The organism is Micromonospora sp. NPDC000663, assembly GCF_042898105.1.
Classification (GTDB): domain Bacteria; phylum Actinomycetota; class Actinomycetes; order Mycobacteriales; family Micromonosporaceae; genus Micromonospora.
In genome coordinates this window covers 284437-306705 of record NZ_JBIAYR010000004.1, presented here as the reverse complement: position 1 = coordinate 306705, position 22269 = coordinate 284437, and the positions used below count along the sequence as shown (strand labels likewise).

Here is a 22269-nt window from a genome sequence, read left to right as displayed (position 1 = left end):
GGCGTGTGCGCCGCACCATCGCGTGGCGCGCGACGCACGGTTGATCAGCGACAACCCGGGTAAGCGGCGGAGCCGTGCGGGCGGCTGACGGCCGTCCGGTTGCCGCACACCTCGGGGGGCCCATGGCGGACTCGGCGCCGACCGGACCGGCGACGTCGTCGGACGGGATCGTGGAGCTGCGCGTGCACGGTGTCTCCGGGGCCGGTGCGGACCGGGTGTTGAACCGGCCGTACGTGCACCAGGTCGCCGGTGACCGCAGCGGCGGGTTCTACCGGCCGCGTCCGGGTTACCCCGACTCGACCGGGACCGACGGTGTGACGCTCGAGGCGTACCGCTGGAGCGAGCTGCCGTCCGGCACGGCCGCGCGAACGCTGTCGCTGGTGTTCCTGCTGCCGTTCATGCTGTGCAACGTGGCGCTCTGGATGCGCCCGGCGAACCCGTCGGCGAAGTACGGCTTCATGGCGCTGTGCCGCGTGCTCGCCCTCACCCTCACCATGCTCTACGTGCTCTCCATCGTCGGGGTGGCGCTGGACCTGATCGCCTGGCGCTGCATGGGCATGCCGTCCTGCCTCGCCGGCAGGAGTTCGCTGTCCTGGCTCGGCGGGCGTCCGGTCGGCCAGCGCCTGGGCGTGCTGGCGCTGGTGCCGGTCGCCGCCATCGGGCTCGTCTGGTGGCTGGGCGCCCGACCCAGCCACCAGTTCGACGCGTTCCGGACCAACGCCCCGCCGCGGGCCTCGAAGCACCGGCTGAGCGCGGTCGGTCAGTGGGACGGCGCACCCCTGGTGGGACGGCTGCGGTCGGTGCACGTGGCGGCGGCGTTCGCCACACTCGACGCCAGCCTGCTGACGGCGCGGGCCAGCCAGCACGCCTCGCGGGTGATGGTGGTGCTGGTGGTGGCCACCGGGGCGGTACTGGTGGCCTGTGTGCTCCTGCTGAGCGTGGTGCCGAGCATCGACCGCCCGGGGCCGGCGCCGGCCGTGGACGGCGCCACCCGGGGGCTGCGCACGTTCGCCTGCGGCCTCACCATCCTGGTGATCGTGCACGTCGTCATCGGTCCGGCTCCGTGGCCGCAGCGCGGTGCGCTGCCCGGTTACGGCGCGCTCGTGGCCTGGCTGTTCGTGAGCCAGACCGTGCTTGTCGCCGCCCTGGCCGTGGAGGTGCTCTGGCGGCGCGGCGACGGGCAGCGCAAGGCGGCGATACGGGCGCTGGGTGCACCTGTCTTCGTCACCATCGCCGCAGGCCTCGCCGTGGCCTTCGCCGCGGAACTGGTCTACCGGGTCGCGGACCTGCTCGACCGCGAGGGGACGACCGCGGACCGGATGGCCACCAGCCCTCCCCTGCCGTACACGTGGGCGATCTTCGGTTTCTTCCTCGCCGTGCTGAGCGCCCTGGTGGTAGCCGCCGTGCTGACCGTGCTGACGGCGCCGGGGCGACGGCGGGCGGCCCGGGCGATCGTGGCCGCCGACTTCCCGCACGCGCCGCCGGAGGCGGCGGACCGGCTGCGGCGGGTGGAGCAGGCGGTGGCCCGCGCCCGGTTCACCGAACGGCTGGAACCCCTCGCTGTGGTGTACGCCGCGTTGGCCGCGCTCGGTCTGGCCACGAGCGTGCTCGGTCTGGTCCAGATCTACCCCGGGGAGGCGGCGCAGCGCTCCGTCGGGGTGCCCGAGAAGATGGTCGACTTCTTGATCGACTCGGGCAGCTACCTGATCGCCGGGCTTCTCCTCTGGCTGGTCGTCGGCGGTCTCTTCGCCTACCGGACGGCGGGGTTCCGTCGGTACGTGGGCGTGCTGTGGGACCTGGGCACCTTCTGGCCTCGGGGCGCGCACCCCTTCGCGCCGCCCTGTTACGCCGAGCGGGCCGTGCCGGAGCTGGCCAAACGGATCTCCTACCTGGTGGGCCGGGGCGAACGGGTCCTGCTCGCCGGGCACAGTCACGGCTCGGTGCTGCTCGCGGCGGCGGTGCTGCAACTGCCGCCCCGGATCACCGACCGGGTCGCGTTGCTGACCTACGGATCTCCCCTGGGTCGGCTGTACTCGCGGCTGTTCCCCGCGTACGCCGACGACGCGGCGTTGCGGGCGATCGGTGAGCGGGTCGGCTGGCGGTGGCTCAACCTGTGGCGGGACACCGACCCGATCGGCGGCTGGATCTTCGCGTCGCACCGGCCGGGCGAGGTCGAGGACCTGACCGGGCCGGCGGCGAGCGTCGACCGCCGGTTGGTCGACCCGGAAGATGTGGTGGCGCCGCCAAGCGACAGTGTGCCGCCGCCGATCATGGGGCACTGGCCGTGCGAGTCGCAGCAGGCGTTCGCCGACGCGGTACGGGAGTTGTCGGCGCGGCTGCGGACGACCACCCGGTGACCGGCTGACGCCGGGGCGGATATCGTCGCCGGGTGAGCCCGTCCAAGCAGCCCGAGCGCCGGTTGATCGCCTCGAACAAGAAGGCCCGGCACGAGTACACGGTGCTGCGCACCTACGAGGCGGGCATCGTGCTTGTCGGCACCGAGGTGAAGTCGCTGCGCGAGGGGCGGGCCTCGCTGGTGGACGCGTTCGCGCACGAACGCGACGGTGAGATCGTGCTGTACGGCCTGCACATCGCCGAGTACGCGTACGGCACGTGGACGAACCACGCTCCCCGGCGCAACCGCAAGCTGCTGCTGCACCGCGCGGAGATCGACCGGATCCTGGACAAGGTCCGCGAGGGTGGCGTGACGCTGGTGCCGCTGTCGATGTACTTCGAGAACGGGTACGCCAAGGTCGAGCTGGCCCTGGCCAAGGGCAAGCGCTCCTACGACAAGCGGCAGACCCTGGCCGAGCGGGACGCCAACCGCGAGATCGCCCGCGAGCTGGGTCGACACCTCAAGGGTCACCCCCGCCGCCCCTGATCCGCCGGCTGTCGACGGGGAGCGCTGCCGGCGGCCTCAGCGACACGCCGTCACCACTGGATCCTGGATCGAGCACGATCATGCGAGTGGACGCAGGTGCCAGGATAATCACGCGGTTACCTGTGTGGATGCTGGCCTGTTGGGTCTGCCGCCCTTGCGGATGCAAGGTTAGGGTGAGCCGGTGACGAGCTTCCGGATCGGCGCGGCGGCCGAGGTGCTCGGCGTCAGCGCCGACACGATCCGCCGCTGGGTGGACGCGGGGCGGCTGCCCGCCGGCCGCGACGGCCACGGTCATCGGATCATCGAGGGCGTCGACCTGGCCGCCTTCGCCCGCGCCCAGGCCGCCGACCCGGACGCGGGCGCCGGCTTCTCCTCCGCCCGCAACCGGCTGCGCGGCATCGTCGTGGACGTCCGTAAGGACACGGTGATGGCCCAGGTCGACATCCAGGCCGGCCCGTTCCGGGTGGTGTCGTTGATGAGCCGGGAGGCCGTCGACGACCTGGACCTGCGGGTGGGTTCGGTGGCGGTCGCGGTCATCAAGTCCACCACGGTGCTTGTAGAGCGGGCCGCCCCGGCCAGGCCGGGGGCCGGGGAATGACCGGGCCGAGTGGGCGGACGCGCCTGGCCGCCGTGGCGGCGTTCGCCGTGCTGGCGGCGGCCGGCTGCGGCGGTGGCGACGATCGGGGAGCTGACGGCGCGGTCGCGGACGGTCGGGTCACCGGCACGGTGACGGTGTTCGCCGCCGCGTCGCTGACGGAGTCGTTCACCCGGATCGGCAGGGACTTCGAGGCCGCCAACCCGGGCACCACGGTCACCCTCAACCTGGCCGGCAGTTCCGCCCTGGCCAATCAGATCAACCAGGGCGCGCCGGCGGACGTCTTCGCCTCGGCAGCGCCGAAGAACATGTCGACGGTGACCGAGGCCGGCAACGCCGACGGCACTGCGAGCGTCTTCGCGCGCAACCAACTGGTGATCGCGGTGCCCCGGGGCAACCCGGCCGGGGTCACCGGGCTGGCCGACCTGACCCGCCCGGGGGTGAAGGTGGCGCTCTGCGCCGACCAGGTGCCCTGCGGCGCGGCGGCGCGGTCGGCCCTCGACGCGGCAGGCGTCACGCTGACCCCGGTGACCCTGGAGCAGGACGTCAGGGGCGCGCTGGCCAAGGTGAAGCTCGGTGAGGTCGACGCGGCACTGGTCTACCGCACGGACGCGCGGGCGGCGAGTGCCGACGTGACGGGTGTCGAGTTTCCCGAGTCGGCGCGGGCGGTGAACGACTATCCGATCGTCGCTCTGAAGGACGCGCCGAACCGGGCCGGCGCCAACGCCTTCGTCGCGTACGTCCGCTCGGCGCCGGCCCAGGCGGTCCTCGCCGAGGCCGGCTTCCAGGCGCCGTGAGTCGGGCCCTCGGCACCGTCGTGCCCCGGCGGCGGGGACGCGTTCCGGCGGCGTTGCTGATCCCGGCCGGGTTGGGGTTGCTCTTTCTCGTCCTGCCGCTGACCGGGCTGCTGCTCCGGGCGCCGTGGACGACGCTGCCGCAGCGGCTCACCGAGCCGGGCGCCCTGACCGCGCTGCGGTTGTCGGTGCAGACCGCGACGCTGGCCACCGCGTTCTGTCTGCTGCTCGGGGTGCCACTGGCGTGGCTGCTGGCGCGTGTCGAGTTCCCCGGCCGGCGTCTGGTCCGCGCCCTGGTCACCGTGCCGCTGGTGCTGCCGCCCGTGGTGGGTGGCGTGGCGCTGCTGCTGGTCTTCGGCAGGCGCGGGCTGCTCGGTGGCTGGCTGGACGCCACGTTCGGCGTCACGCTGCCGTTCACCACCGCCGGTGTGGTGCTTGCCGAGTCGTTCGTCGCCATGCCGTTCCTCGTCATCGCGGTGGAGGGCGCGCTCCGGGCGGCGGACCACCGCTACGAGGAGGCGGCGGCCGCGCTGGGCGCCGGCCGGTGGACCACCTTCACCCATGTCACGCTGCCGCTTGTGGCGCCGGGGCTGGCCGCCGGGGCGGTGCTCTGCTGGGCGCGGGCGCTCGGCGAGTTCGGCGCCACCATCACGTTCGCCGGCAACTATCCCGGTCGGACGCAGACCATGCCGCTCGCCGTGTACCTGGCGTTGGAGACCGACCTGGAGTCCGCGATCGTGCTCAGTCTGGTGCTGCTCGTCGTGTCGGTGGGCATCCTGGTGGCCCTGCGGGACCGCTGGATGACAAGCGCATGAGCAGTCCGCTGCTGGACGCCCGGATCATCGTCGACCGGGGCGCCTTCCGGCTCGACGTCCCGCTGCGGGTCGCGCCCGGCGAGGTGGTCGCGCTGCTCGGCCCGAACGGCGCAGGCAAGACCACAGCGCTTCGCGCGCTGGCCGGGCTGCACCCCCTCTCGGCCGGGCACGTCACGCTCGACGGCACCGACCTGGACCGGCCGACCACCGGCGGCTGGGTGCCCACCGAACGACGGTCGGTGGGCGTGGTCTTCCAGGACTATTTGCTGTTTCCGCACCTGAGCGCACTCGACAACGTGGCCTTCGGGCCGCGCCGGCACGGCGTCGACAGACGCGCCGCGCGGGCCACGGCCCGGGACTGGCTGGATCGGGTGGGGCTTGCCGATCAGGCGTCGCGTCGGCCCCGGCAGCTGTCCGGCGGTCAGGCGCAGCGGGTGGCGTTGGCCCGCGCGCTGGCTGTGGCGCCGGCGTTGCTGCTGCTGGACGAACCGCTCGCGGCGCTGGACGCCCGCACCCGGTTGGACACCCGCGCGGAACTGCACGGGCACCTGGCCGCGCACCCGGGTGCGACGGTGCTGGTCACCCACGATCCGCTCGACGCGCTCGCGCTGGCCGACCGGCTGGTCATCGTGGAGGGGGGACGGGTGGTGCAGGAGGGTGACGGGCCGAGCGTCACGGCCCGTCCGCGTACCGACTACGTCGCCCGACTCGTCGGGTTGAACCTCTACCGAGGGCTTGCCGACGGGCACGAGGTACGCGTCGCGCCGGATCTGACGCTCGCCGTCGCGGACCGGTTGGCGGGCGAGGCGTTCGTGGCGTTCCGTCCGGCGTCGGTGGCCCTGCATCGGGCCCGGCCCGAGGGCAGCCCTCGCAACACCTGGGCAGGCACCGTCGTCGGCGTGCAGCGGCACGGCGACAACGTGCGGGTGCAGCTGGACGGGCCGGTCGGGGTGGCCGCGGACGTGACGCCGGCGGCCGCCGCCCAGCTACGGCTGACCCCCGGCCAGCGGGTCTGGGTGACGCTCAAGGCGACCGAGACGCACGCCTACCCGGCCACCGCGTGACGGCGGGACGGACGCCCGTCAGTCGGCGAGCAGGTCGTTGTGCGCGGCGCGCAGCCGGGCCAGCGCCGGGTCGCTGCCGGGGACGACCCGACGGTCCAGCTCGGCCCACACCTCGGCGAGCGCGGTGCGGACCGCGCCCAGCTCGGCGGCGTGCCGCTGGCTGCTGCGGCGGTGCTGCTCGTCGAGGCGGCGGGCCCAACCGGCGGTGACCGCGGCGAGGCGGTCGGCGTCGGCGCGGGCCTGTGCGCCGCTGCGGGCGGCTGCGGCGGGAACGATCGCGGCGACCGGGCGGGGATCGCCGTCGCGGGTGACGACGGTTACCGCGTCGGTCAGCTCGGCCAGCGCGACGAGCTGACTGAACCGGGTGCGCGCCTCACGCAGCGGCACGGAACGCGGCGGGTCGGGGTGTGGGGTGAGCGCGGGGACGGCCATGGATGCATGGTGCCGCGCGGGTACGACAGAAACTCGCTGTCGTCAGTGGACGGTGGGTGACGGGGCGGTGGGCGCGGCCAGCCATTCGTCCGCCAGCACCGACCAGACCTCCAGGTCGATGCGTCCCCGCGGGCCCGGGTAGAGCTGGCGCAGCGTGCCGTCCAGGCGCAGGCCGAGCCGACTGGCGAGGGCCTTGCTGCGGGTGTTGTCGGCGTTGGTACGCCACTCCACGCGCTGGATGCCGCGCTCGCGGACCGCCCAGTCGACGATCCGGCGGACCGCCGGCGCGACGATGCCCCTGCCCTGCGCCGCCGGCTCCACCCAGCAGCCGACCTCGCAGACCCCCAGGGTCGCGTCGAACGAGACGAACATGACGCCGCCGACAAGTGTGCCGCGCCACCACAGGCCCCAGATGCCGCCGCTGTCGTTGGCCCAGCGCTCGGCGTACCGCTGCAGCACCGCACGGGCCGACGGCAGGTCGGTGGCGACGAAGGAGGACGCGACCCACGGGCTGATGTGCTCGCGGGCCCGGTCCAGGTTGGCGAGGAACTCCTCGGCCCGCCACGGGTCCAGCGGGCGCAGTTCGACGTCCTCGGTCAGCGGCAGGGCGAACATCGGGCCTCCCCCGAAGGTGCGTGTGCGACGACGGGTAGCAGGCTCGCACAGGGGCGGAGGTCGGGTGCCAGCCGGGGCGGTCTCAGGCCGGCAGGTGGGTACGCAGGGCGGCGAACTGGGCAACTGTCAGGTACGACGGGTTGGCGGCCTGCGGCTGACGGAACACCTCCAGGGCGGCGAGCCGGTCGTCGGCGCGCAGCAGCGCCCGGGGCACCCGGTCCCGTTCGGCGAGGATGGGCAGCTCCAGTGGCACCGACCACTGCTGCCCCGGCGGGCCCGACTCGGCCTCCCCGGTGAGCCGGCCGACGCCCCACACCCCGTACGGCAGGCGGCCGCGGCTGCCGCTGGCCCAGAAGACCACCGGCTGCCCGGCGCGCATCAGGCGGGCGCGGTAGCCGGGGCGTACGCACCAGCTTGTCACCAGGGGATCGCGGGCGAACCGGCCGGTGAGGTCGAACAGGTCGGCGTTGCCCTTGATCAGCCAGGCACCCAGGTCGTCGAGGCGCACCCGTGGCTCGGTCATCCGCTCATCCTGCCCGCCCGGCGGCGGTCCCAATCAGATGATCATGTGGGTCCAGTAGCTGAGCCAGAGAACGAACAGCGCGCCCTGTGTGACGGCGAGCGCCGCGGTCAGCCACACGTCGACGCCGGCGCGGCGGGACCAGCGGGCCAGCACCAGGGCCACCGGAAAGGCTGCCAGCAGGTACCGCAGCAGGCTCTTGTAGACCGCCGGACCCATCGACAGCGGCACCAGCACCATGAGGACGCCGTACACCAGGTAGGCCAGCTCCCGGCGGCGGAAGCCGGCGGCCAGCACGGCCAGCACGGCCACGGCGAACCACACCCGCGCGGCGTCGCGTGGCTCCCCGGCCAGGCCGTCGAGCAGCACCGGCACCGGGTTCTGCACCTCGATCCCCCACCCGGTCTGCTGGGCGTGCTGGTAGGCGAACCAGTCCCCGCCCCGCCACCGGCAGTACGCCATGAAGGTGAACCATCCGGCGGGCAGCAGCAGCAACGGCCAGCCGGTCCGCAGATAGCCGAGCAGGGCGCGCGGGCCGAGCCGCCAGTCGTGCTGGCGCAGCAGCACCAGGGCCAGCGGCAGCGCGACGAGCAGGCCGACCGACCGGCTCATCGCCAGGAAGTAGCCGAGCACACCGACGAGCAGCCACTGTCGCCGTTCGGCGTGGTAGAAGGCGGCCAGCGCGAGGCAGACGAACAGCGACTCGGTGAGCGCGGCCTGGAACAGGAACGCGGTGGGCAGCAGCACCAGGTACCTGGTGAACCGGCGGGCCGCGGCCACGTCGCCGAGCAGCAGCTCGGCCAGCCGGTAGCCGTAGGCGAGGGCCAGCAGGAACGCGACGTTGCTGATCACCAGCAGGGCCAGGGCGTTGTCGCCGCCGAGCAGCGCGCCTACCGGCCGGGCCAGGAACGGGTACAGCAGCGGGAAGCCGAAATCCCGCCACGGTCCGCTCAGTGGCAGCTCGCTCAGCCGCAGGTAGAGCAGCGCGTCCCAGGCGAACCAGAAGGAGATCCACCGGTGCCCGGAGACCTCCCGCTGCTGTGCCCACATCAGCGCCTCGTCGGCGGGCGGTGCGCCGGGAATGCCGTCCCAGGCGTGCAGCACCAGCAGCCCGAGCAGCGTGAGCAGCACCTTCGCGCCGACGAACAGTGCGATCACGTACGGCCAGGGCTGCGGGACGCGGCGGGCGAGCCGCGCCCCGGCCCGCCCGGCGCCGGCCAGCCGGGAGGCCACCGTCGCCGCGCCACGTCGCCACCCGCGCATCCGCCCCGCTTCCCCGACCCACCCGCCGCGTGGGGGTGCCGCCCTTTTCGTTGTACGCCGCCGCGCACCCCGCCGGAGCGGAAACACCACGACTCGGAGGTGACATTCCGGGCAGAACGGGTACGCGCCGCGCCTCAACCATTGCAGGTGATCAGGGAGTACGGCGGCATGAGCGAGCAGCACGGCACGGTGGTCATCGGTGCGGGGCCGGCGGGGCTCACGGCGGCGTACGAGCTGCTGCGGCACGGCCGGTCGGTCCAGGTGTTCGAGGCGGACGAGGTGGTCGGCGGCATCAGCCGGACCGTGGAGCGCGACGGGTGGCGCTTCGACATCGGCGGGCACCGGTTCTTCACGAAGGTGCCCCGGGTCGAGGCGTTCTGGCACGAGATCCTGCCGGACGAGGACTTCCTGACCCGGCCCCGGATGAGCCGGATCTTCTACCGGGGCGCGCTGTTCAACTACCCGCTCAGCGCGATGAACGCGCTGCGCAACCTGGGACTGCCGGAGGCGGTCCGCTGCCTCGGCTCGTACGCGCGGGCCCGGCTGCGCCCACCGAAGGACCAGTCGCACTTCGAGGGTTGGGTGTCGGCCCGGTTCGGGTGGCGGCTGTACTCGATCTTCTTCAAGACGTACACGGAGAAGGTCTGGGGGATGCCGGCGGACCGGTTGCAGGCCGACTGGGCCGCGCAGCGGATCAAGAACCTGTCGCTTGCCACGGCGATCCGCAACGCGCTGCTGCCCGGTGGCCGCCGCACCGACGTGACAAGCCTGATCGAGGAGTTTCAGTACCCGAAGTACGGGCCCGGGATGATGTGGGAACGCTGCGCCGAACAGGTCCGCAAGCGCGGCGGGCAGCTGTCGACAGGCACCTGGGTGACCGCCGTGCACCGCGACCCGGAGCGGCGGCGGGCGATAAGCGTGACTGTCGACGGGGCGGGCGGGCAGCGCACCGAACCGGCCGACCACGTGATCTCGTCCATGCCGATCTCGGAGCTGGTGACCGCGCTGCGCCCGCCGGCGCCGCCGGAGGTGCTGGCCTGCGCCGCCGACCTGCGCTACCGCGACTTCCTGACCGTCGCGCTCGTGGTGCCCGCGGAGTTCTCCTTCCCGGACAACTGGATCTACGTGCACGACCCGGGGGTACGGGTGGGACGGATCCAGAACTTCGGCTCCTGGTCGCCGTACCTCGTCAAGGACGGTCGCACCTGCCTGGGCCTGGAGTACTTCGTGTTCGAGGACGACGAGATGTGGCGTACCCCGGACGCCGACCTCGTGGCGCTGGCCACCGCGGAGCTGGAGCGGTTGGGTCTGGTCCGGCCCGGCGTGGTGGAGGCCGGCTACGTCGTGCGCATGCCGAAGGCCTACCCGGTGTACGACGAGAGCTACCAGCACAACGTGGACGTGATCCGCGCGTGGCTGGCCGAGGCGGTGCCGAACGTGCACCCGGTGGGCCGCAACGGCATGCACCGCTACAACAACCAGGACCACTCGATGCTGACCGCGATGCTCGCGGCGGAGAACATCGCCACCGGCAGTACGCACGACGTCTGGTCGGTGAATGTGGAGCAGGACTACCACGAGCAGTCGTCCGGCGGCGACGGCCGGCGCGGCACGGGCCGGGACGCGCCGGTGCTGCCCAGCCGGATCGTCGCCGCCCCGATCACCGCCCCCGAGGGTGTGCGCCCCGCCGGCGACGGTGGCCGGTCGGCGCAGGTGCCGCTGGCGTGACCGGGGCCTCGGCCGATCGACTCGCGGTCAGCCTCGCCGGCGCCGTGTCGCCAGGTCCGTCGCCGCAGCCGGCCACCGCGGGTGATCGAAGGCGAACCCGGCGTCGGAGAGCCGAGCCGGGGCGACCCGCCGGCTCTTGAACAGCAGTTCGGTGTCCGACCGGAGCACGAACGCGCCCACCTCGGCCATCCACCTGGTGGCCGGCAGGCCGACCGGCACCCGCCACGCCGAGCGCAGCTCCCGCATGAACTCGCCCTGCGGCAACGCGCCGGGGGCGGCGAGGTTCACCGCGCCGCTCAGGTCGTCGCGGTCGATCAGGAACTCCACGGCCCGGACGAAGTCGCGGTCGTGGATCCACGAGACGTACTGCCGGCCGCCCGCCACCGGTCCGCCGAGTCCGAGTCGGGCGAGCCAGCTCAGCACGTCGAACACCCCACCCCGGCCGGGGCTCATCACCATGGCCGAGCGCAACGCGACCTTTCGGGTGTCGGGGGTCGCCGCCCGCTCCTGAGCGGCCTCCCAGTTCTGGGCGATCTCGACGCTGTAGCTCCAGTAACCGGGCACCCCGTCCTCACCACCGCCGATCAGACCGTCGTACTCGTCGTTTGCCGCGTCGAAGCGGTGGGCGTAGATCGTCGCGGTGCTCATCTGCAACCACACCCGGGGTGGCCGGGCCGCCGCGGCGACGGCCTCGCCCACCACCCGTGTCGACTCGACCCGCGAGCGCATCATGGCGTCGAGGTTCGCCGGCGTGTACCGGCAGCTCACACTGCGCCCGGCCAGGTTGATGACCACATCGCTGCCGTCGATCTGCCGGGCCCATCCGCCGAGCGTGGAGCCGTCCCACCGAACCTGACGCCCACCCGTCGGTGAACGGGTCAACAGCACCACATCGTGCCCCGCCTCGGTCAACGCCCGATCGAGGATCGTGCCGACCTGACCGGTGCCACCGGGAATGACGATCTTCACGGTCCCTCCTCATTGGAGACGCAATTTGAACACGTTCAACGCCAACTCCGAGGGTACGCCCGGACCGCCCGGGCCGTGGTCCCGAGGAGCGGCCGCCTCACGGCGGGAGGTTTCGGGGCGTCGCGTCGATCCGCGGCGGGCGGTGGCCGTGGCGATGGCCTCCCATCCGGCGTCCGCCCTGGCCATCGTGGACGAGTTGATCGCTGCGGACCGGCTCCCCGGTTCGCATCTGGTTCCGACGGTACGGGGGGAACTGCTGGTCCGGCTCGGGCGGCGACCGGAGGCGCGCGCCGAACTGGAGCAGGCGGCCCGGCTCTGCGCCAACCAGCGCGAACGCTCGGTGCTGTTGCGCAAGGTGGCCGCGCTGGAGTGACAGGTCAGCCGGGCCCGGGGCCGTCCATCGGCCAGTCCTCGTGACGCAGGTGTGTGCAGTGGGCGACTGTGGCGTCGTCCGCTCCCTGAGCGCCGGGATCCCGGGCTTCGGCCTGCCGGAGGCGGGCGATGACGCCGGCCGGCCCGTCGGCGCGCAGCAGTTCCAGGAGGCCGGGCCAGTCGGTGAGGCCGTACGGGTCGACGACGCGGCTTGCGCCGTTGCTGACCAACGCCACAGCGTTCAGGTCGGAGAGGGAGTTGCTGCCGGTCACCGCCTCCCGCGCGGCACGCCTGTCGTCCTTCGCGATCCAGTAACCACCTGGCCTGTTGCGCCGCGCCCGCAGCGCGGCGACGCAGGAGGCGTGGACGCGGTCGTACTCAGGTGTTCCCGGCGCGAGGCCGTCCAGCGGTGCCGCGCAGTCGCGCCTGGCGCTCACCTCGCGCTCGTCGGTGATCACCAGCGGGCCGGCGCGGGAGTGGTCGAGGACGAGGAAGGAGTCCGCGAGCAGGAGATGGTCCAGACGTCCCCGGCGGACGCGGACCAGCGCGACCGTGGACTGCGGGCTGGCGGGGTCCGCGATGTCGCAGGTGTCGGCGTGCTCGGCGGCGGTCTCGCCGATGGCGGCGGCGAGGATGGCCCCGAGGTCCCGTCCGTCGTCGCGGGACAGGTGGCCGAGCAGCGTGCCGCCGAGGCGACGCGTGTACCAGACGACGCCGTGAGAGCAGAGCGCTTCGGCGCCCGGGATGCCGGCGCCGTCCAGCAGCACGACAGCGCCCGGAACAGCACCGACGAAGTCCTCGTTCGGCCGGCCGGCCCTACCGGCGCTCGTCGCCAGGCTGACGCGCACCCGTGGGCTCCTCGGTTCGGAGGGGCAGGGAGGTCGGCGCCGCGAGCGGCGACGTGTGCCGACTCCACAGCGCTGGTGAACGCGGCGAGGTCCTCCCCGCCACGACCCGAGGGGTTGTCACGTCCGGCATCTGCACAGTCTGCGGCACCCGGGGCGTCGCCGTGGGTCAGGCGACCCGGACGTCCTGGGCGGGCGAGGCCGGCTCGGGGGCGGACCAGTGTGTCCGTCCGGGCAGCAGGAGCGGGGTGGCGAGCAGGAGGACGCCGGACATGGTGATGGCGGCGAGCGGGCTGGTGAGGGTGGCCAGAACACCCCAGATCACCATGAGCACGGCCTGCAGGAGCTTGCCGGTGGCGCTCCACGTGCTGAGGATCCGGGCGGTGTGGTCGGCGGGAATGCGTTGCAGGCGTTCGGTGGCGCAGATCGGGTTGAAGACGCCCATGCAGGTGATCAGCAGGCCCTCCACCACGATCACCGTGACGAGCCCGGGGATGCCGGGACCGACGAACGCCAGACCGAGTGGGAAGAGCGACCGCAGCCAACCGGAGACGATCATGACCCGGTGCCTACCGTGGCGGGCCACGAGACGCGCGGACAGCCGCGCGCCCACGAAGCCGCCGAGCGCCGGAACGCCGAAGGCGAGACCGTACTGCCAGGCCGGGAGGTGGTACTCGCCCAGCAGGAGGACGGCCAGCAGCGGCGCGGTGGCCATGATGAGGCCACCGACCACTATCGAGTTGAGGAACAGGCCCCGCAGCACGCGGTCGCCGAGGATGAACCGCCAGCCCCGCAGGAGGTCGACGGCGCGCAGCCGGGTGACCCGGTCCCGGGGCGCCGCGACGTCACCTCCGCCGACGCGTCCGACCGCGATCGCGGACAGCAGGTAGCTGACGGCGTCGGCCAGGACGGTGACGACCGGTCCGAGCAGCCCGACGAGCGCACCACCGAGGGGCGGACCGGCAGCGGTCGCCACCCAGCTCGTGCCCTCGAACCGACCGTTCGCCACCAGGAGGTGGTGGCGGCGGACGAGGTGTTTCAGGTACGCGCCGGACGCCGCGCTGAAGGCGATGCCCGCCGTCCCGGAGACGACCGAGACGACAAGCAGGTGGCCGTAGGAGAGCAGACCCAGGGCGTACGCGACAGGCACGCTCGCCATCGCGGCGAACCGGATCAGGTCCATCGCGATCATCACCGGCCGTTTGGCCCGGTGCTCGACCCACGGCCCGAGCGCGACGGCGACAGTCGCCGAGACGGCGAGTCCGGCCGCGTCCAGGAGCGACACGGCGAACGCCGGCGAGCCCAGCACGTTCACCGCGATCAGCGGGAACGCCCCGAAGGCGATCCACGTGCCGTAGGTGCTGACCGCGTACGCCGACCACATCCACCCGAAGTCGGGGCCCAACCGTACGCGCATGCGACCCCCTCGCCACAACCGATGTCCGGGCCTGCGCAGCACACCTGGCGCACCCGCCACAGGTCAAACAACCGCCAGGCGGGCGAGCCACAACCATCGGTTGTGCGTTCGCATAATGGGCAGGTGGATACCGAGGGGGTGCGGTCGTTCGTCCGCGCGGCGGAACTCGGGCAACTGCGGCACGCCGCCGACGAGCTGGGCGTGACGCAGCAGGCCGTGTCGAAGCGGATCGCCGCTCTCGAACGCGAACTCGGCGTGCGGTTGTTCACGCGTACCGCCCGAGGGGTCGAGCTGACGCTCGACGGCCAGGCTTTCCTCGCGCACGCCCGGGCCGTCGTGGCGGGGGCCGACCGTGCCGTCGCCGCGATCCGGCCGGGCTCGCGGGCCCTGCGGATCGACGTTCTCGGCCTGCGGTCCGCGCAGGCCGTGGTCCTGCACGACTTCTGGCGCGCGCATTCGGAAACCGCCCTCGACGTGGTGACCCTGCGCGTCGACGACCCGCGCGCGGCGGTCGCCGCGGTCCAGGCCGGCGAGGTCGACGCGTCGTTCCGCTCGGTGACCGACAGGGCCACGCTGCCGCGCGACGTACGGATGATCCACGCGTTTGACTCCCCGCTGGAACTCCTCGTCGGCCCGCGACACCCGCTCTCCTCCGCACGGACGCTGACACCCGGCCAGCTGCGCCGGCACCGGATCTGGGTGCCGGGTATCGCGCCGCGAAGCGAGTGGGCGGACTTCTACGATCAGCTCGTCACCGTCTTCGACCTCCGTGTCGACGCGGCCGGGCCGCACTTCGGCGACGAGGTGCTGCTGGACGTCCTCGCGGACTCCGCCGACGTGGCGACCCTCGTCGGCTCGCGCGACAGGTACCTCTGGCCGGCGAGCCACGACCTGCGCCGCATCCCCATCGTGAACCCGACGCTCGCCTACCCGCTCTCGCTCCTTCTGCCGCGAGCGGATCCGCACCCCGGTCTGCGGGCGGTCATCGCACACCTGCGGGGCCTGCCACCGCTGCCGCTGGACACCTGGCGTCCGACCTGGGCGGCGACGGCCGATCCGGGTGCCGACGGACGCCCGCCCGTCACGCGCCGGTGATGCCGTCCAGGACGGTTGTCAGGTTGTGGCTGAAGGTCTCCTCGGCGTCGAGGTGCGAGCCGTCGATGACGAGCCGGGCGATGGTTGGGTACCTGCCGGTCTCCAGCATGCGGGTGAGGTAGGGGCCGAGGCTGGCCTGCCAGGCGGCCTCGTCGGTGCCTGTGGAGCGGGCGGTGCGACGCTCGGTGACCTCCCTGCGGATCGCCCCGACGAGGAAGCCGTTGAGGGCGCCCAGTGCCCGCTGAAGATCGCCGACGTCGCGCACCCGGGGTGACCGGCTCAGTGCCGCAGCAGTCGCCTCGCCCACGGCGAGCGCGTGAGGACCCAGGTGGGGTCTCGCCCCGAGCAGGTCGGAGAACCACTCGTGGTCGAGGGCGGCGCGGCGGGTCGCGTGGGCGATGGCCAGCACCGTGGCCCGCCACTCCTGGTGCTGGTCGACCTCGGCGATCCGGGCGTAGACGACGTCGACCATGAGATCGAGCAGTTCGGACCTGTTGAGCACATAGTCGTACAGCCGCATCGGGCCGACCCCGAGCTCTTTGGCGATCTTGCGGATCGACAGCCCGTCGAGGCCGCGCGCGTCGGCGAGCCGGATGGCCGCCGCGGCGATCTTCTCGCGGCTCAACGGCACCGGCACCGCCCGCGGCTGGGGCTCGGGCCGTTCCCAGACGGGCAACGCCGCGCTACCGTACGGTGTATACATCAATACAGTGTACGGCAAGGGGATGAACATGCGAATCGCGATCGCCGGTGGCGGAGTTGGCGGGCTGACGTTGGCGCGGGTCCTGCACCTCCACGGCATCGGCTCGGTGGTGTACGAGCGCGACGCGGGCCGGTCCGCCCGGTCGCAGGGCGGCACGCTCGACCTGCACCCGGAGTCCGGGCAACGGGCCCTGGCCGAGGCGGGCCTCGCCGACAGTTTCCGGTCGCAGGCGCGGCCCGAGGGCGAGGAGCATCGCATCCTCGACCCGAACGGCCGCACCCTGGTGCACCACGAGCCGCAACCTGGCTCGTTCTCCGGGCGTCCCGAGATCGACCGCAGCGCGCTGCGGGACCTCCTGCTCGACTCCCTCCCGGGCGACACGGTCGTCTGGCGGCGCCGGCTCGTCGCGGCGACCCCCGCGACCGTCCGGAGGCTGGGAACTGGCCTTCGAGGGCGGCCACCGGAGCGACTGCGACATCCTCGTCGGCGCGGACGGCGCACGCTCGATCGTCCGACCGCTGCTCGTCGACGTCCTACTCTCCCCGGTGTCCACTGTGGTGGAGCTGGCCGTCGGCGACGTCGACCGCCGGCACCCCCACCTCGCCGACCTGGTCGGCCCCGGAAACCTGTGGGCCGTCGGCGTGAACCAGATACTCTCCGCGCAGCGCCTCGGCGACGGCAGCCTCCGCGTCGGGATCTCCCTGCGCGCGGGCGACCACCCCCTCGACGCCCTCCGTGACAAGTCCGCGCTGCTGGACATCTTCGCCGGCTGGGACCCCCGCCTCACCGCGCTCATCGAGGCCGCCGACAGCGCGCCGACGCCGCGCCTGATCGAGGCGACGCCCACCGACACGCGCTGGTCCAGCCGGCCGGGTGTCACGCTCATCGGCGACGCCGCGCACCTCATGGCGCCGGTCGGCGAGGGCGCCAACCAGGCCATGCTCGACGCCGCCGAACTCGCCGGCCACCTCGCCGCGAACCCCGCCAACCCGGACGCGGCGATCCGGACGTACGAGGACGCGATGTTCGCGCGGATCCACCCGATCGCCGAGATGTCCGCACGGGTGCAGGCGATGATGCTGTCCCCCACCGCGGCGGACGACATCGTCCGCTTCTTCACGCCCCGGCCCGCCGAACCGGCGTCCACCACCTGAGGCGCCGTGCCGGACACGGCGTCCCTTCGCCAGGCAAGAACGGGGCAGGACATGGAGCACGGCACCCGCGACGAGATGCTGCGCCGCCTCGCCGACGCGGTCGCAGGCGTCGCGGTCGCCCACCCGACGCGGGTCGCCGTCGACGGACCGCCAGCGACAGGCAAGACCACCCTCGCCGACGAACTGGCAGTCGTCCTGCGGGAACGGGGCCGCGACGTCATCCGGGCGACCGTCGACGATTTCCTCTTCCCCAGGGCGCAGCGCTATCCGCGCGGCGAGTACTCGGCCGAGGGCTGCTACCACGACACCCACGACCACGACGCGCTGAACCGGGTCCTGCTCGACCCGCTCGGCCCCGGCGGAGATCGGCGCTTCCAACCCGCTGTCTACGACCACACGACGGACGGCGTCCTGTCCCCGCCGGTCACGACCGCCCCCGCCGACGCCGTGCTGCTCTTCGACGGCGTCTTCCTCCTGCGCCCGGAACTGATCGACAGGTGGGACCTGCGCGTCTTCGTGTCGACCACGCTCGACAGGACAGTTGAGCGCGCGCTGGTCCGGGAGCGCCGGCCCGACGTCGAACGGCGCTGGCGCGAGCGCTACATCCCCTCCCAACAGCTCTACTTCGCCACGGCCCGCCCGACCGATCACGCCGACATCGTCGTGCACAACGACGAGCCCCAACGGCCTGCCTGGGAGATCCGAGCAGACTCCTGACGGCCCGATAATCGGGCGTCCCGCCGGGGCGCGTCGGCTAGCGTGCCGCCTCATGGAGAACACCGCCGTACGCACCGAACGCCTGGAGCTCCGTCCGGTGCGGGACGAGGACGTCGACCGGATCCTGGAGTACCGCAATCTGCCGCAGGTCACGCGCTGGCTACTCAGTACGCGGGTCGACCCGGATTCCTTTCGCGCGGCGTGGCAACGCGCGGCGGCGGACCCCGACGACCACAGCATGGCGGTCACGCTCGAGGGTGTGGTGATCGGAACCGTCTCGCTCGACGTCGTCGACGGCATGGGCCAACCCGGCATGCCACCGCGGACCGAGGCCCGGCTCGGCTACGTCTTCGATCCCGCCTACGGCGGCCACGGCTACGCGACAGAGGCGGTCACCGCGATGGTGGCGCACGCGTTCGGGCAACTGGGCGTCCGGAGGATCACCGCCGGCTGCTTCGCGGACAATCTCGCCTCGGTGCGCATCCTCGAGAAAGTCGGGATGCGTCGTGAGCAGCACGGCGTCGGCGATTCCTGGCACGCCGAGCGGGGCTGGGTGGACGGTTACACCTACGGCCTCCTCGCCGAGACCTGGCGTCGGGAGGCGACACGGTAGGAGCAGCCGTAGAACCCGAGGCAGGCGGAGGCCCCGGGCAGGAATTGGCGGCCAGCAGCCGTTGTCGCGGCAGGAAAACGCTTACCACGGCGCTATTGACGGTCTTCACTGGCTATCAGTACCGTGATGTGGGCAGCGAGAAAGCGCTTTCCGACCCTCACCGTCCGACAGGGAGCGCCCCCATGCCCCGACACCTCCGCGCGTCCGGCCTCATCCTGCTCGCCATCGCCGCCGTGGTGAGCACCACCACCGCCCTGCCCGCCGAGGCCGCCCCGCGCTTCCGGGTGCTGGTCTTCTCCAAGATCACAAACTACTACCACGACTCGATCCCGGCCGGCGTGGCCGCGATTCAGCAACTCGGCGCCACGAACAACTTCGAGGTGGTCGCCACCACCGACGCGGGTGCGTTCACGGACGCCAACCTCGCCACCTTCGACGCCCTGGTCTTCAACAACACCAACTCCACCCCCGCCTCCGGCGACCTGCTCAACGCCAGCCAGCGCGCGGCGTTGCAGACGTTCATCCGCAACGGCGGTGGCTGGGCCGGCCTGCACGCCGCCTCGGCGAGCGAACGCGACTGGCAGTGGTACGAGGGCCTGGTCGGCACGATCTTCGACTACCACCCCGACTTCTCCGCCACCGGCGGCACCTTCCCCGGCCGGGTCAAGGTGCTCGACCGGGCGCACCCCTCCACCCGTAACCTGCCGGAACTCTGGGAGCAGAGCGAGGAGTGGTACAACTGGCGGACCAACCCGACAGGCAACGTGCACACCCTCGCACAGATCAAGGTGCGCGACGGGATCAACGGCCTGGACGAGGGCGTCGACCACGCGTACTCCTGGTGTCAGCGCTACGACGGCGGCCGGTCCTGGTTCACGGCCGGCGGTCACGCCAGCTCCCAGTTCACCTCCGCACCCTTCCTGGAGCACCTGCGCTACGGCATCGAGTGGGCCGCCGGCGCGGTCGCCGGCGACTGCTCGGCCACCGAGACCGGCAACTTCGAGCGGGTGGGACTGGTCACCGAGAACCTGGCCGACCCGTTCGAGCTGGCCGTCGCCCCGGACCGGAAGGTCTACTACATCCAGCGCACCGGTGCGCTGAAGGTCGTCAACTCCGACACCCTCCACGTCACCACGCTGCTGGACCTCGCATACACCTCGGCGATGACCGACCAGTCCGACGGACTGCTCGGCATGACCCTGGACCGCAACTTCGCCAGCAACGGCTGGATCTACCTGCTCTGGTCGGACAAGACCCTCAAGCAGCTCAACCTGTCCCGGTTCACCGTCGCCAACAACAGCGTCGCGCTCTCCTCGGAGAAGCGCCTGCTGACCATCCCCACCTACCGGGGCGAGGGACGGGCCAACTCGCACATGGGCGGGTCAGTGGCCATGGACGCGGCCGGTCGGCTCTACGCCGCGATCGGCGACAACACCGACCCGTTCGCCTCCAGCGGTTACACACCTGTCGACGAGCGCGCCGGCCGGGCCGCCTGGGACGCCCAGGGCACCGCCGGCAACACCAACGACCTGCGCGGCAAGATCCTACGGATCACCCCGCAGGCCGACGGTACGTACACCATCCCGAGCGGCAACCTCTTCCCCGTCGGCACCGCGAGGACCCGCCCGGAGATCTACGCGATGGGCATGCGCAACCCGTTCCGGATCACCATCGAGCCGCAGTCCAACGCCGTGCTGGTCGCCGACTACGGGCCGGACGCCCGCGCCGCCGACCCCAACCGTGGTCCGGAGGGGACCGTCGAGTTCAACCGGATCACCGCCGCCGGCAACTACGGCTGGCCGTACTGCGTGGGCAACAACATCCCGTTCAACGACTACAACTTCGCCACCAGCACCTCGGGGCCGAAGTTCACCTGCGCGGCACCGGTCAACAACTCCCCCAACAACACGGGTCTGACGAACCTGCCGGCGTCGAAGTCGGCACTGGTCTGGTACGCGTACTCCGCCTCCACCCAGTTCCCCGAGGTGGGAACGGGCGGCGGTGGTCCGATGAGCGGCCCGGTCTACGACTACGACCCGGCGAACACCCGCACCACCAAGTTCCCCGAGTACTTCGAGGGCAAGTGGATCACGTACGAGCTGACCCGCGGGTGGTTCAAGACACTCTCGATCCACAGGACGGCGCAGACCTTCGGTAACGCGCGCTTCGGTCCCACCGCCGTCGGCGATCTCCAGTCGATCAACGGGATCTTCGACACCATGAGCTGGATCCAGCCTTTCGAGGCCGAGTTCGGGCCGGACGGGTCGCTCTACGTCATCGACTTCGGTGAGGGCACCGGCAGCGGTCGCGGCGGCAGCAACGCCGGTGCGGGCATCTACCGCATCGACTACGTGGCCAACGGCAGGCCGCCGAGCGTCGAGATGGTCGCCACCCCGGACAGCGGACGCACGCCGCTGACCGTGGCCTTCTCCTCGGCCGGGTCGTCCGCCGGCGACGGATCGACGCTCAGCTACGCCTGGGACTTCACGAACGACGGCGCCACCGACTCCACGGCGGCCAACCCGAGCCACACCTACCCGACCGCCGGACGGCACACCGCCCGACTGACCGTGCGCAACAGCGGCAACGGGTTGACCGCCACCACTGTCACCGACGTGGTGGTCGGCAACACCCGGCCCACGGTGACCATCACCGTGCCGGACGGCGGCTTCTTCGACTTCGGCGACACGATCCCGTACACGGTGACTGTCACCGACCCGGAGGAGACCACAATCGACTGCTCCAGGGTGACGGTGCAGACGCAGCTCGGCCATGACTCGCACGCCCACCCGCTGGACGTCTACACGGGCTGCTCGGGCCTGCTCGCCACCGAGGCGGACGCCGGCGACGGGCACGGGCCGGGACAGAACCTCTACACCCTGATCACCGCGCAGTACACCGACGGTGGCGCGCCCGGCGGCGTACCGGCTCTGACCGGCTCGACCCGCGTGCGGTTGCAGCCCAAGAGCAGGGAGGCCGAGCACTTCAGCGGCCAGTCCGGCCTGGTCGTGAACGACAGGGCCACCGCCCGCGCCGGCAAGCGGCTCGGCGACGTCGACCACAACGACTGGGTGTCGTACGGGCCGGTGGACCTGCGCAACATCGGCTCGGTGACGCTCGGGCTGACCAACGGCGGGCTCGGCGGCACCGTCGAGCTGCGGACCGGCTCGCCCACCGGCACGCTCATCGGCTCGGCCGCCGTCGGCTCGACCGGCGGGTGGGACAACCTGGTCTCGCCGACTGTGACGCTCACCAACAAACCCGCAGGCACGACCACCCTGTACGCCACGTTCGTCAACACCGCCCAGGTCGGCGGCACACCGGACCTGCTCTCACTGGACTGGCTGCGCTTCAACGGCGCCGGAGTCAAACACGAGCCCGGCGGGATGCTGTCCCTCGCCGCCAACCCGGCCAGCGGCACCGCGCCACTGACCACCACGCTCACCGCCACCGCGGCAGCGCCGTCCGGGCAGAGCATCACCGACTACGCGTGGGACTTCGGCGACAACAGCGCGATCACCCACGGCGCGACGCTGCGGTCGACGAGTCACAGCTATCCCCGCAAGGGCACCTACACCGCCCGGGTCACGACCACCTACACCAGCGGAGAGACCCGCTCGATCAACCTGACCGTCACTGTCACCTGATCACGGGTTGGTGACGGGCGGGCGGGCGTC

At 72.3% G+C, this 22269-nt stretch carries 21 protein-coding genes and 1 pseudogene; 14 read left to right on the top strand and 8 right to left on the bottom strand.

The annotated features are described in order from the left end of the window. The first annotated feature begins 122 nt into the window (after positions 1 to 122). From ACFY1S_RS16920 to ACFY1S_RS16895, 6 genes are all read left to right on the top strand, one after another. A complete protein-coding gene (locus ACFY1S_RS16920) occupies positions 123 to 2357 on the top strand; it encodes a hypothetical protein (RefSeq protein ID WP_387118462.1) in 2235 nt (744 codons plus the stop codon). Positions 2358 to 2389: 32 nt separating this feature from the next. Further along, on the top strand, positions 2390 to 2881 hold the full coding sequence (gene smpB, locus ACFY1S_RS16915; protein ID WP_355028660.1) for an SsrA-binding protein SmpB: 492 nt from the start codon (positions 2390 to 2392) through the stop codon (positions 2879 to 2881). A gap of 181 nt (positions 2882 to 3062) precedes the next feature. Then, positions 3063 to 3479 (top strand): molybdopterin-binding protein, encoded by a 417-nt coding sequence (locus tag ACFY1S_RS16910; protein WP_387118458.1) that lies wholly within the window; start codon positions 3063 to 3065, stop codon positions 3477 to 3479. Beyond that, positions 3476 to 4273 (top strand): molybdate ABC transporter substrate-binding protein, encoded by a 798-nt coding sequence (gene modA, locus ACFY1S_RS16905; RefSeq protein ID WP_387118455.1) that lies wholly within the window; start codon positions 3476 to 3478, stop codon positions 4271 to 4273. Before ACFY1S_RS16910 ends, modA begins: the two co-directional genes overlap by 4 nt. Beyond that, positions 4270 to 5085 (top strand): ABC transporter permease, encoded by an 816-nt coding sequence (locus ACFY1S_RS16900; protein ID WP_387118452.1) that lies wholly within the window; start codon positions 4270 to 4272, stop codon positions 5083 to 5085. The genes modA and ACFY1S_RS16900 overlap by 4 nt, the downstream gene beginning before the upstream one ends. After that, positions 5082 to 6149, top strand: a complete 1068-nt coding sequence (locus ACFY1S_RS16895; protein WP_387118449.1) for an ABC transporter ATP-binding protein — start codon at positions 5082 to 5084, stop codon at positions 6147 to 6149. The genes ACFY1S_RS16900 and ACFY1S_RS16895 overlap by 4 nt, the downstream gene beginning before the upstream one ends. 18 nt (positions 6150 to 6167) lie before the next feature. Here ACFY1S_RS16895 and ACFY1S_RS16890 read toward each other — a convergent pair whose 3' ends face one another. The 4 genes from ACFY1S_RS16890 to ACFY1S_RS16875 form a co-directional block, all read right to left on the bottom strand. After that, positions 6168 to 6581 carry a type II toxin-antitoxin system Phd/YefM family antitoxin gene (locus tag ACFY1S_RS16890; RefSeq protein WP_364364334.1) on the bottom strand — a complete coding sequence of 138 codons (414 nt, stop codon included), beginning with the start codon at positions 6579 to 6581 and terminating at the stop codon, positions 6168 to 6170. A 42-nt stretch (positions 6582 to 6623) separates the two neighbouring features. Further along, on the bottom strand, positions 6624 to 7196 hold the full coding sequence (locus ACFY1S_RS16885) for a GNAT family N-acetyltransferase (protein WP_387118446.1): 573 nt from the start codon (positions 7194 to 7196) through the stop codon (positions 6624 to 6626). A gap of 82 nt (positions 7197 to 7278) precedes the next feature. Beyond that, positions 7279 to 7719, bottom strand: coding sequence for a hypothetical protein (locus ACFY1S_RS16880; protein ID WP_387118443.1), 441 nt, complete (start codon positions 7717 to 7719; stop codon positions 7279 to 7281). A 33-nt stretch (positions 7720 to 7752) separates the two neighbouring features. Continuing rightward, the gene (locus ACFY1S_RS16875) at positions 7753 to 8979 is read right to left on the bottom strand and encodes a hypothetical protein (RefSeq protein ID WP_387118440.1); all 1227 of its coding nucleotides are present in this window, start codon (positions 8977 to 8979) and stop codon (positions 7753 to 7755) included. A gap of 168 nt (positions 8980 to 9147) precedes the next feature. On the opposite strand from ACFY1S_RS16875, the gene ACFY1S_RS16870 reads away from it, so the two are divergent. Next, positions 9148 to 10707 carry an NAD(P)/FAD-dependent oxidoreductase gene (locus ACFY1S_RS16870; RefSeq protein ID WP_387118437.1) on the top strand — a complete coding sequence of 520 codons (1560 nt, stop codon included), beginning with the start codon at positions 9148 to 9150 and terminating at the stop codon, positions 10705 to 10707. 27 nt (positions 10708 to 10734) lie between these two features. On the opposite strand, the gene ACFY1S_RS16865 is transcribed toward ACFY1S_RS16870, so the two are convergent. Further along, entirely contained in the window at positions 10735 to 11676 is a 942-nt protein-coding gene (locus ACFY1S_RS16865; protein WP_387118435.1) for an epimerase, read from the bottom strand. 154 nt (positions 11677 to 11830) lie between these two features. Between ACFY1S_RS16865 and ACFY1S_RS16860 the strand changes: the two genes are divergently transcribed. Beyond that, positions 11831 to 12049 carry a hypothetical protein gene (locus ACFY1S_RS16860; protein WP_387118432.1) on the top strand — a complete coding sequence of 73 codons (219 nt, stop codon included), beginning with the start codon at positions 11831 to 11833 and terminating at the stop codon, positions 12047 to 12049. 4 nt (positions 12050 to 12053) lie between these two features. Here the strand turns inward: ACFY1S_RS16860 and ACFY1S_RS16855 are convergent, their stop codons facing one another. After that, positions 12054 to 12896, bottom strand: coding sequence for a hypothetical protein (locus tag ACFY1S_RS16855; RefSeq protein ID WP_387118430.1), 843 nt, complete (start codon positions 12894 to 12896; stop codon positions 12054 to 12056). Positions 12897 to 13062: 166 nt separating this feature from the next. Next, positions 13063 to 14310, bottom strand: coding sequence for an MFS transporter (locus tag ACFY1S_RS16850; protein ID WP_387118428.1), 1248 nt, complete (start codon positions 14308 to 14310; stop codon positions 13063 to 13065). A 123-nt stretch (positions 14311 to 14433) separates the two neighbouring features. Here ACFY1S_RS16850 and ACFY1S_RS16845 point away from each other — a divergent pair, with 123 nt between their 5' ends. Beyond that, positions 14434 to 15405 carry a LysR family transcriptional regulator gene (locus tag ACFY1S_RS16845; protein WP_387118425.1) on the top strand — a complete coding sequence of 324 codons (972 nt, stop codon included), beginning with the start codon at positions 14434 to 14436 and terminating at the stop codon, positions 15403 to 15405. Here the strand turns inward: ACFY1S_RS16845 and ACFY1S_RS16840 are convergent. Further along, positions 15392 to 16108: a TetR/AcrR family transcriptional regulator C-terminal domain-containing protein gene (locus ACFY1S_RS16840; RefSeq protein WP_387118422.1), complete on the bottom strand. Its 717-nt coding sequence runs from the start codon at positions 16106 to 16108 to the stop codon at positions 15392 to 15394. The two genes, ACFY1S_RS16845 and ACFY1S_RS16840, sit on opposite strands and share 14 nt — an antisense overlap. Here ACFY1S_RS16840 and ACFY1S_RS16835 point away from each other — a divergent pair. From ACFY1S_RS16835 to ACFY1S_RS16815, 5 genes and pseudogenes are all read left to right on the top strand, one after another. Then, positions 15999 to 16307 (top strand): annotated as a pseudogene (locus ACFY1S_RS16835) (FAD-dependent monooxygenase); the annotation flags it as partial. The gene ACFY1S_RS16840 and the pseudogene ACFY1S_RS16835 overlap by 110 nt on opposite strands. Before the next feature lie 346 nt (positions 16308 to 16653). Beyond that, positions 16654 to 17262, top strand: coding sequence for an FAD-dependent oxidoreductase (locus tag ACFY1S_RS16830; RefSeq protein WP_387118419.1), 609 nt, complete (start codon positions 16654 to 16656; stop codon positions 17260 to 17262). A 51-nt stretch (positions 17263 to 17313) separates the two neighbouring features. Next, a complete protein-coding gene (locus ACFY1S_RS16825) occupies positions 17314 to 17979 on the top strand; it encodes a uridylate kinase (RefSeq protein ID WP_387118416.1) in 666 nt (221 codons plus the stop codon). A 52-nt stretch (positions 17980 to 18031) separates the two neighbouring features. Then, positions 18032 to 18592: a GNAT family N-acetyltransferase gene (locus ACFY1S_RS16820; protein ID WP_387118413.1), complete on the top strand. Its 561-nt coding sequence runs from the start codon at positions 18032 to 18034 to the stop codon at positions 18590 to 18592. Positions 18593 to 18774: 182 nt separating this feature from the next. Continuing rightward, entirely contained in the window at positions 18775 to 22239 is a 3465-nt protein-coding gene (locus ACFY1S_RS16815; protein WP_387118410.1) for a ThuA domain-containing protein, read from the top strand. Positions 22240 to 22269: the final 30 nt, after the last annotated feature.

What these genes read in the sequence shown, in the direction of transcription:
- ACFY1S_RS16920 (WP_387118462.1), top strand. Translation starts at nt 123, where the DNA reads ATGGCGGACTCGGCGCCGACCGGACCGGCGACGTCGTCGGACGGGATC.
- modA (WP_387118455.1), top strand. Translation starts at nt 3,476, where the DNA reads ATGACCGGGCCGAGTGGGCGGACGCGCCTGGCCGCCGTGGCGGCGTTC.
- ACFY1S_RS16895 (WP_387118449.1), top strand. Translation starts at nt 5,082, where the DNA reads ATGAGCAGTCCGCTGCTGGACGCCCGGATCATCGTCGACCGGGGCGCC.
- ACFY1S_RS16890 (WP_364364334.1), bottom strand. Translation starts at nt 6,581, where the DNA reads ATGGCCGTCCCCGCGCTCACCCCACACCCCGACCCGCCGCGTTCCGTG.
- ACFY1S_RS16885 (WP_387118446.1), bottom strand. Translation starts at nt 7,196, where the DNA reads ATGTTCGCCCTGCCGCTGACCGAGGACGTCGAACTGCGCCCGCTGGAC.
- ACFY1S_RS16880 (WP_387118443.1), bottom strand. Translation starts at nt 7,719, where the DNA reads ATGACCGAGCCACGGGTGCGCCTCGACGACCTGGGTGCCTGGCTGATC.
- ACFY1S_RS16875 (WP_387118440.1), bottom strand. Translation starts at nt 8,979, where the DNA reads ATGCGCGGGTGGCGACGTGGCGCGGCGACGGTGGCCTCCCGGCTGGCC.
- ACFY1S_RS16870 (WP_387118437.1), top strand. Translation starts at nt 9,148, where the DNA reads ATGAGCGAGCAGCACGGCACGGTGGTCATCGGTGCGGGGCCGGCGGGG.
- ACFY1S_RS16860 (WP_387118432.1), top strand. Translation starts at nt 11,831, where the DNA reads ATGGCCTCCCATCCGGCGTCCGCCCTGGCCATCGTGGACGAGTTGATC.
- ACFY1S_RS16850 (WP_387118428.1), bottom strand. Translation starts at nt 14,310, where the DNA reads ATGCGCGTACGGTTGGGCCCCGACTTCGGGTGGATGTGGTCGGCGTAC.
- ACFY1S_RS16840 (WP_387118422.1), bottom strand. Translation starts at nt 16,108, where the DNA reads ATGTATACACCGTACGGTAGCGCGGCGTTGCCCGTCTGGGAACGGCCC.
- ACFY1S_RS16825 (WP_387118416.1), top strand. Translation starts at nt 17,314, where the DNA reads ATGGAGCACGGCACCCGCGACGAGATGCTGCGCCGCCTCGCCGACGCG.
- ACFY1S_RS16820 (WP_387118413.1), top strand. Translation starts at nt 18,032, where the DNA reads ATGGAGAACACCGCCGTACGCACCGAACGCCTGGAGCTCCGTCCGGTG.
- ACFY1S_RS16815 (WP_387118410.1), top strand. Translation starts at nt 18,775, where the DNA reads ATGCCCCGACACCTCCGCGCGTCCGGCCTCATCCTGCTCGCCATCGCC.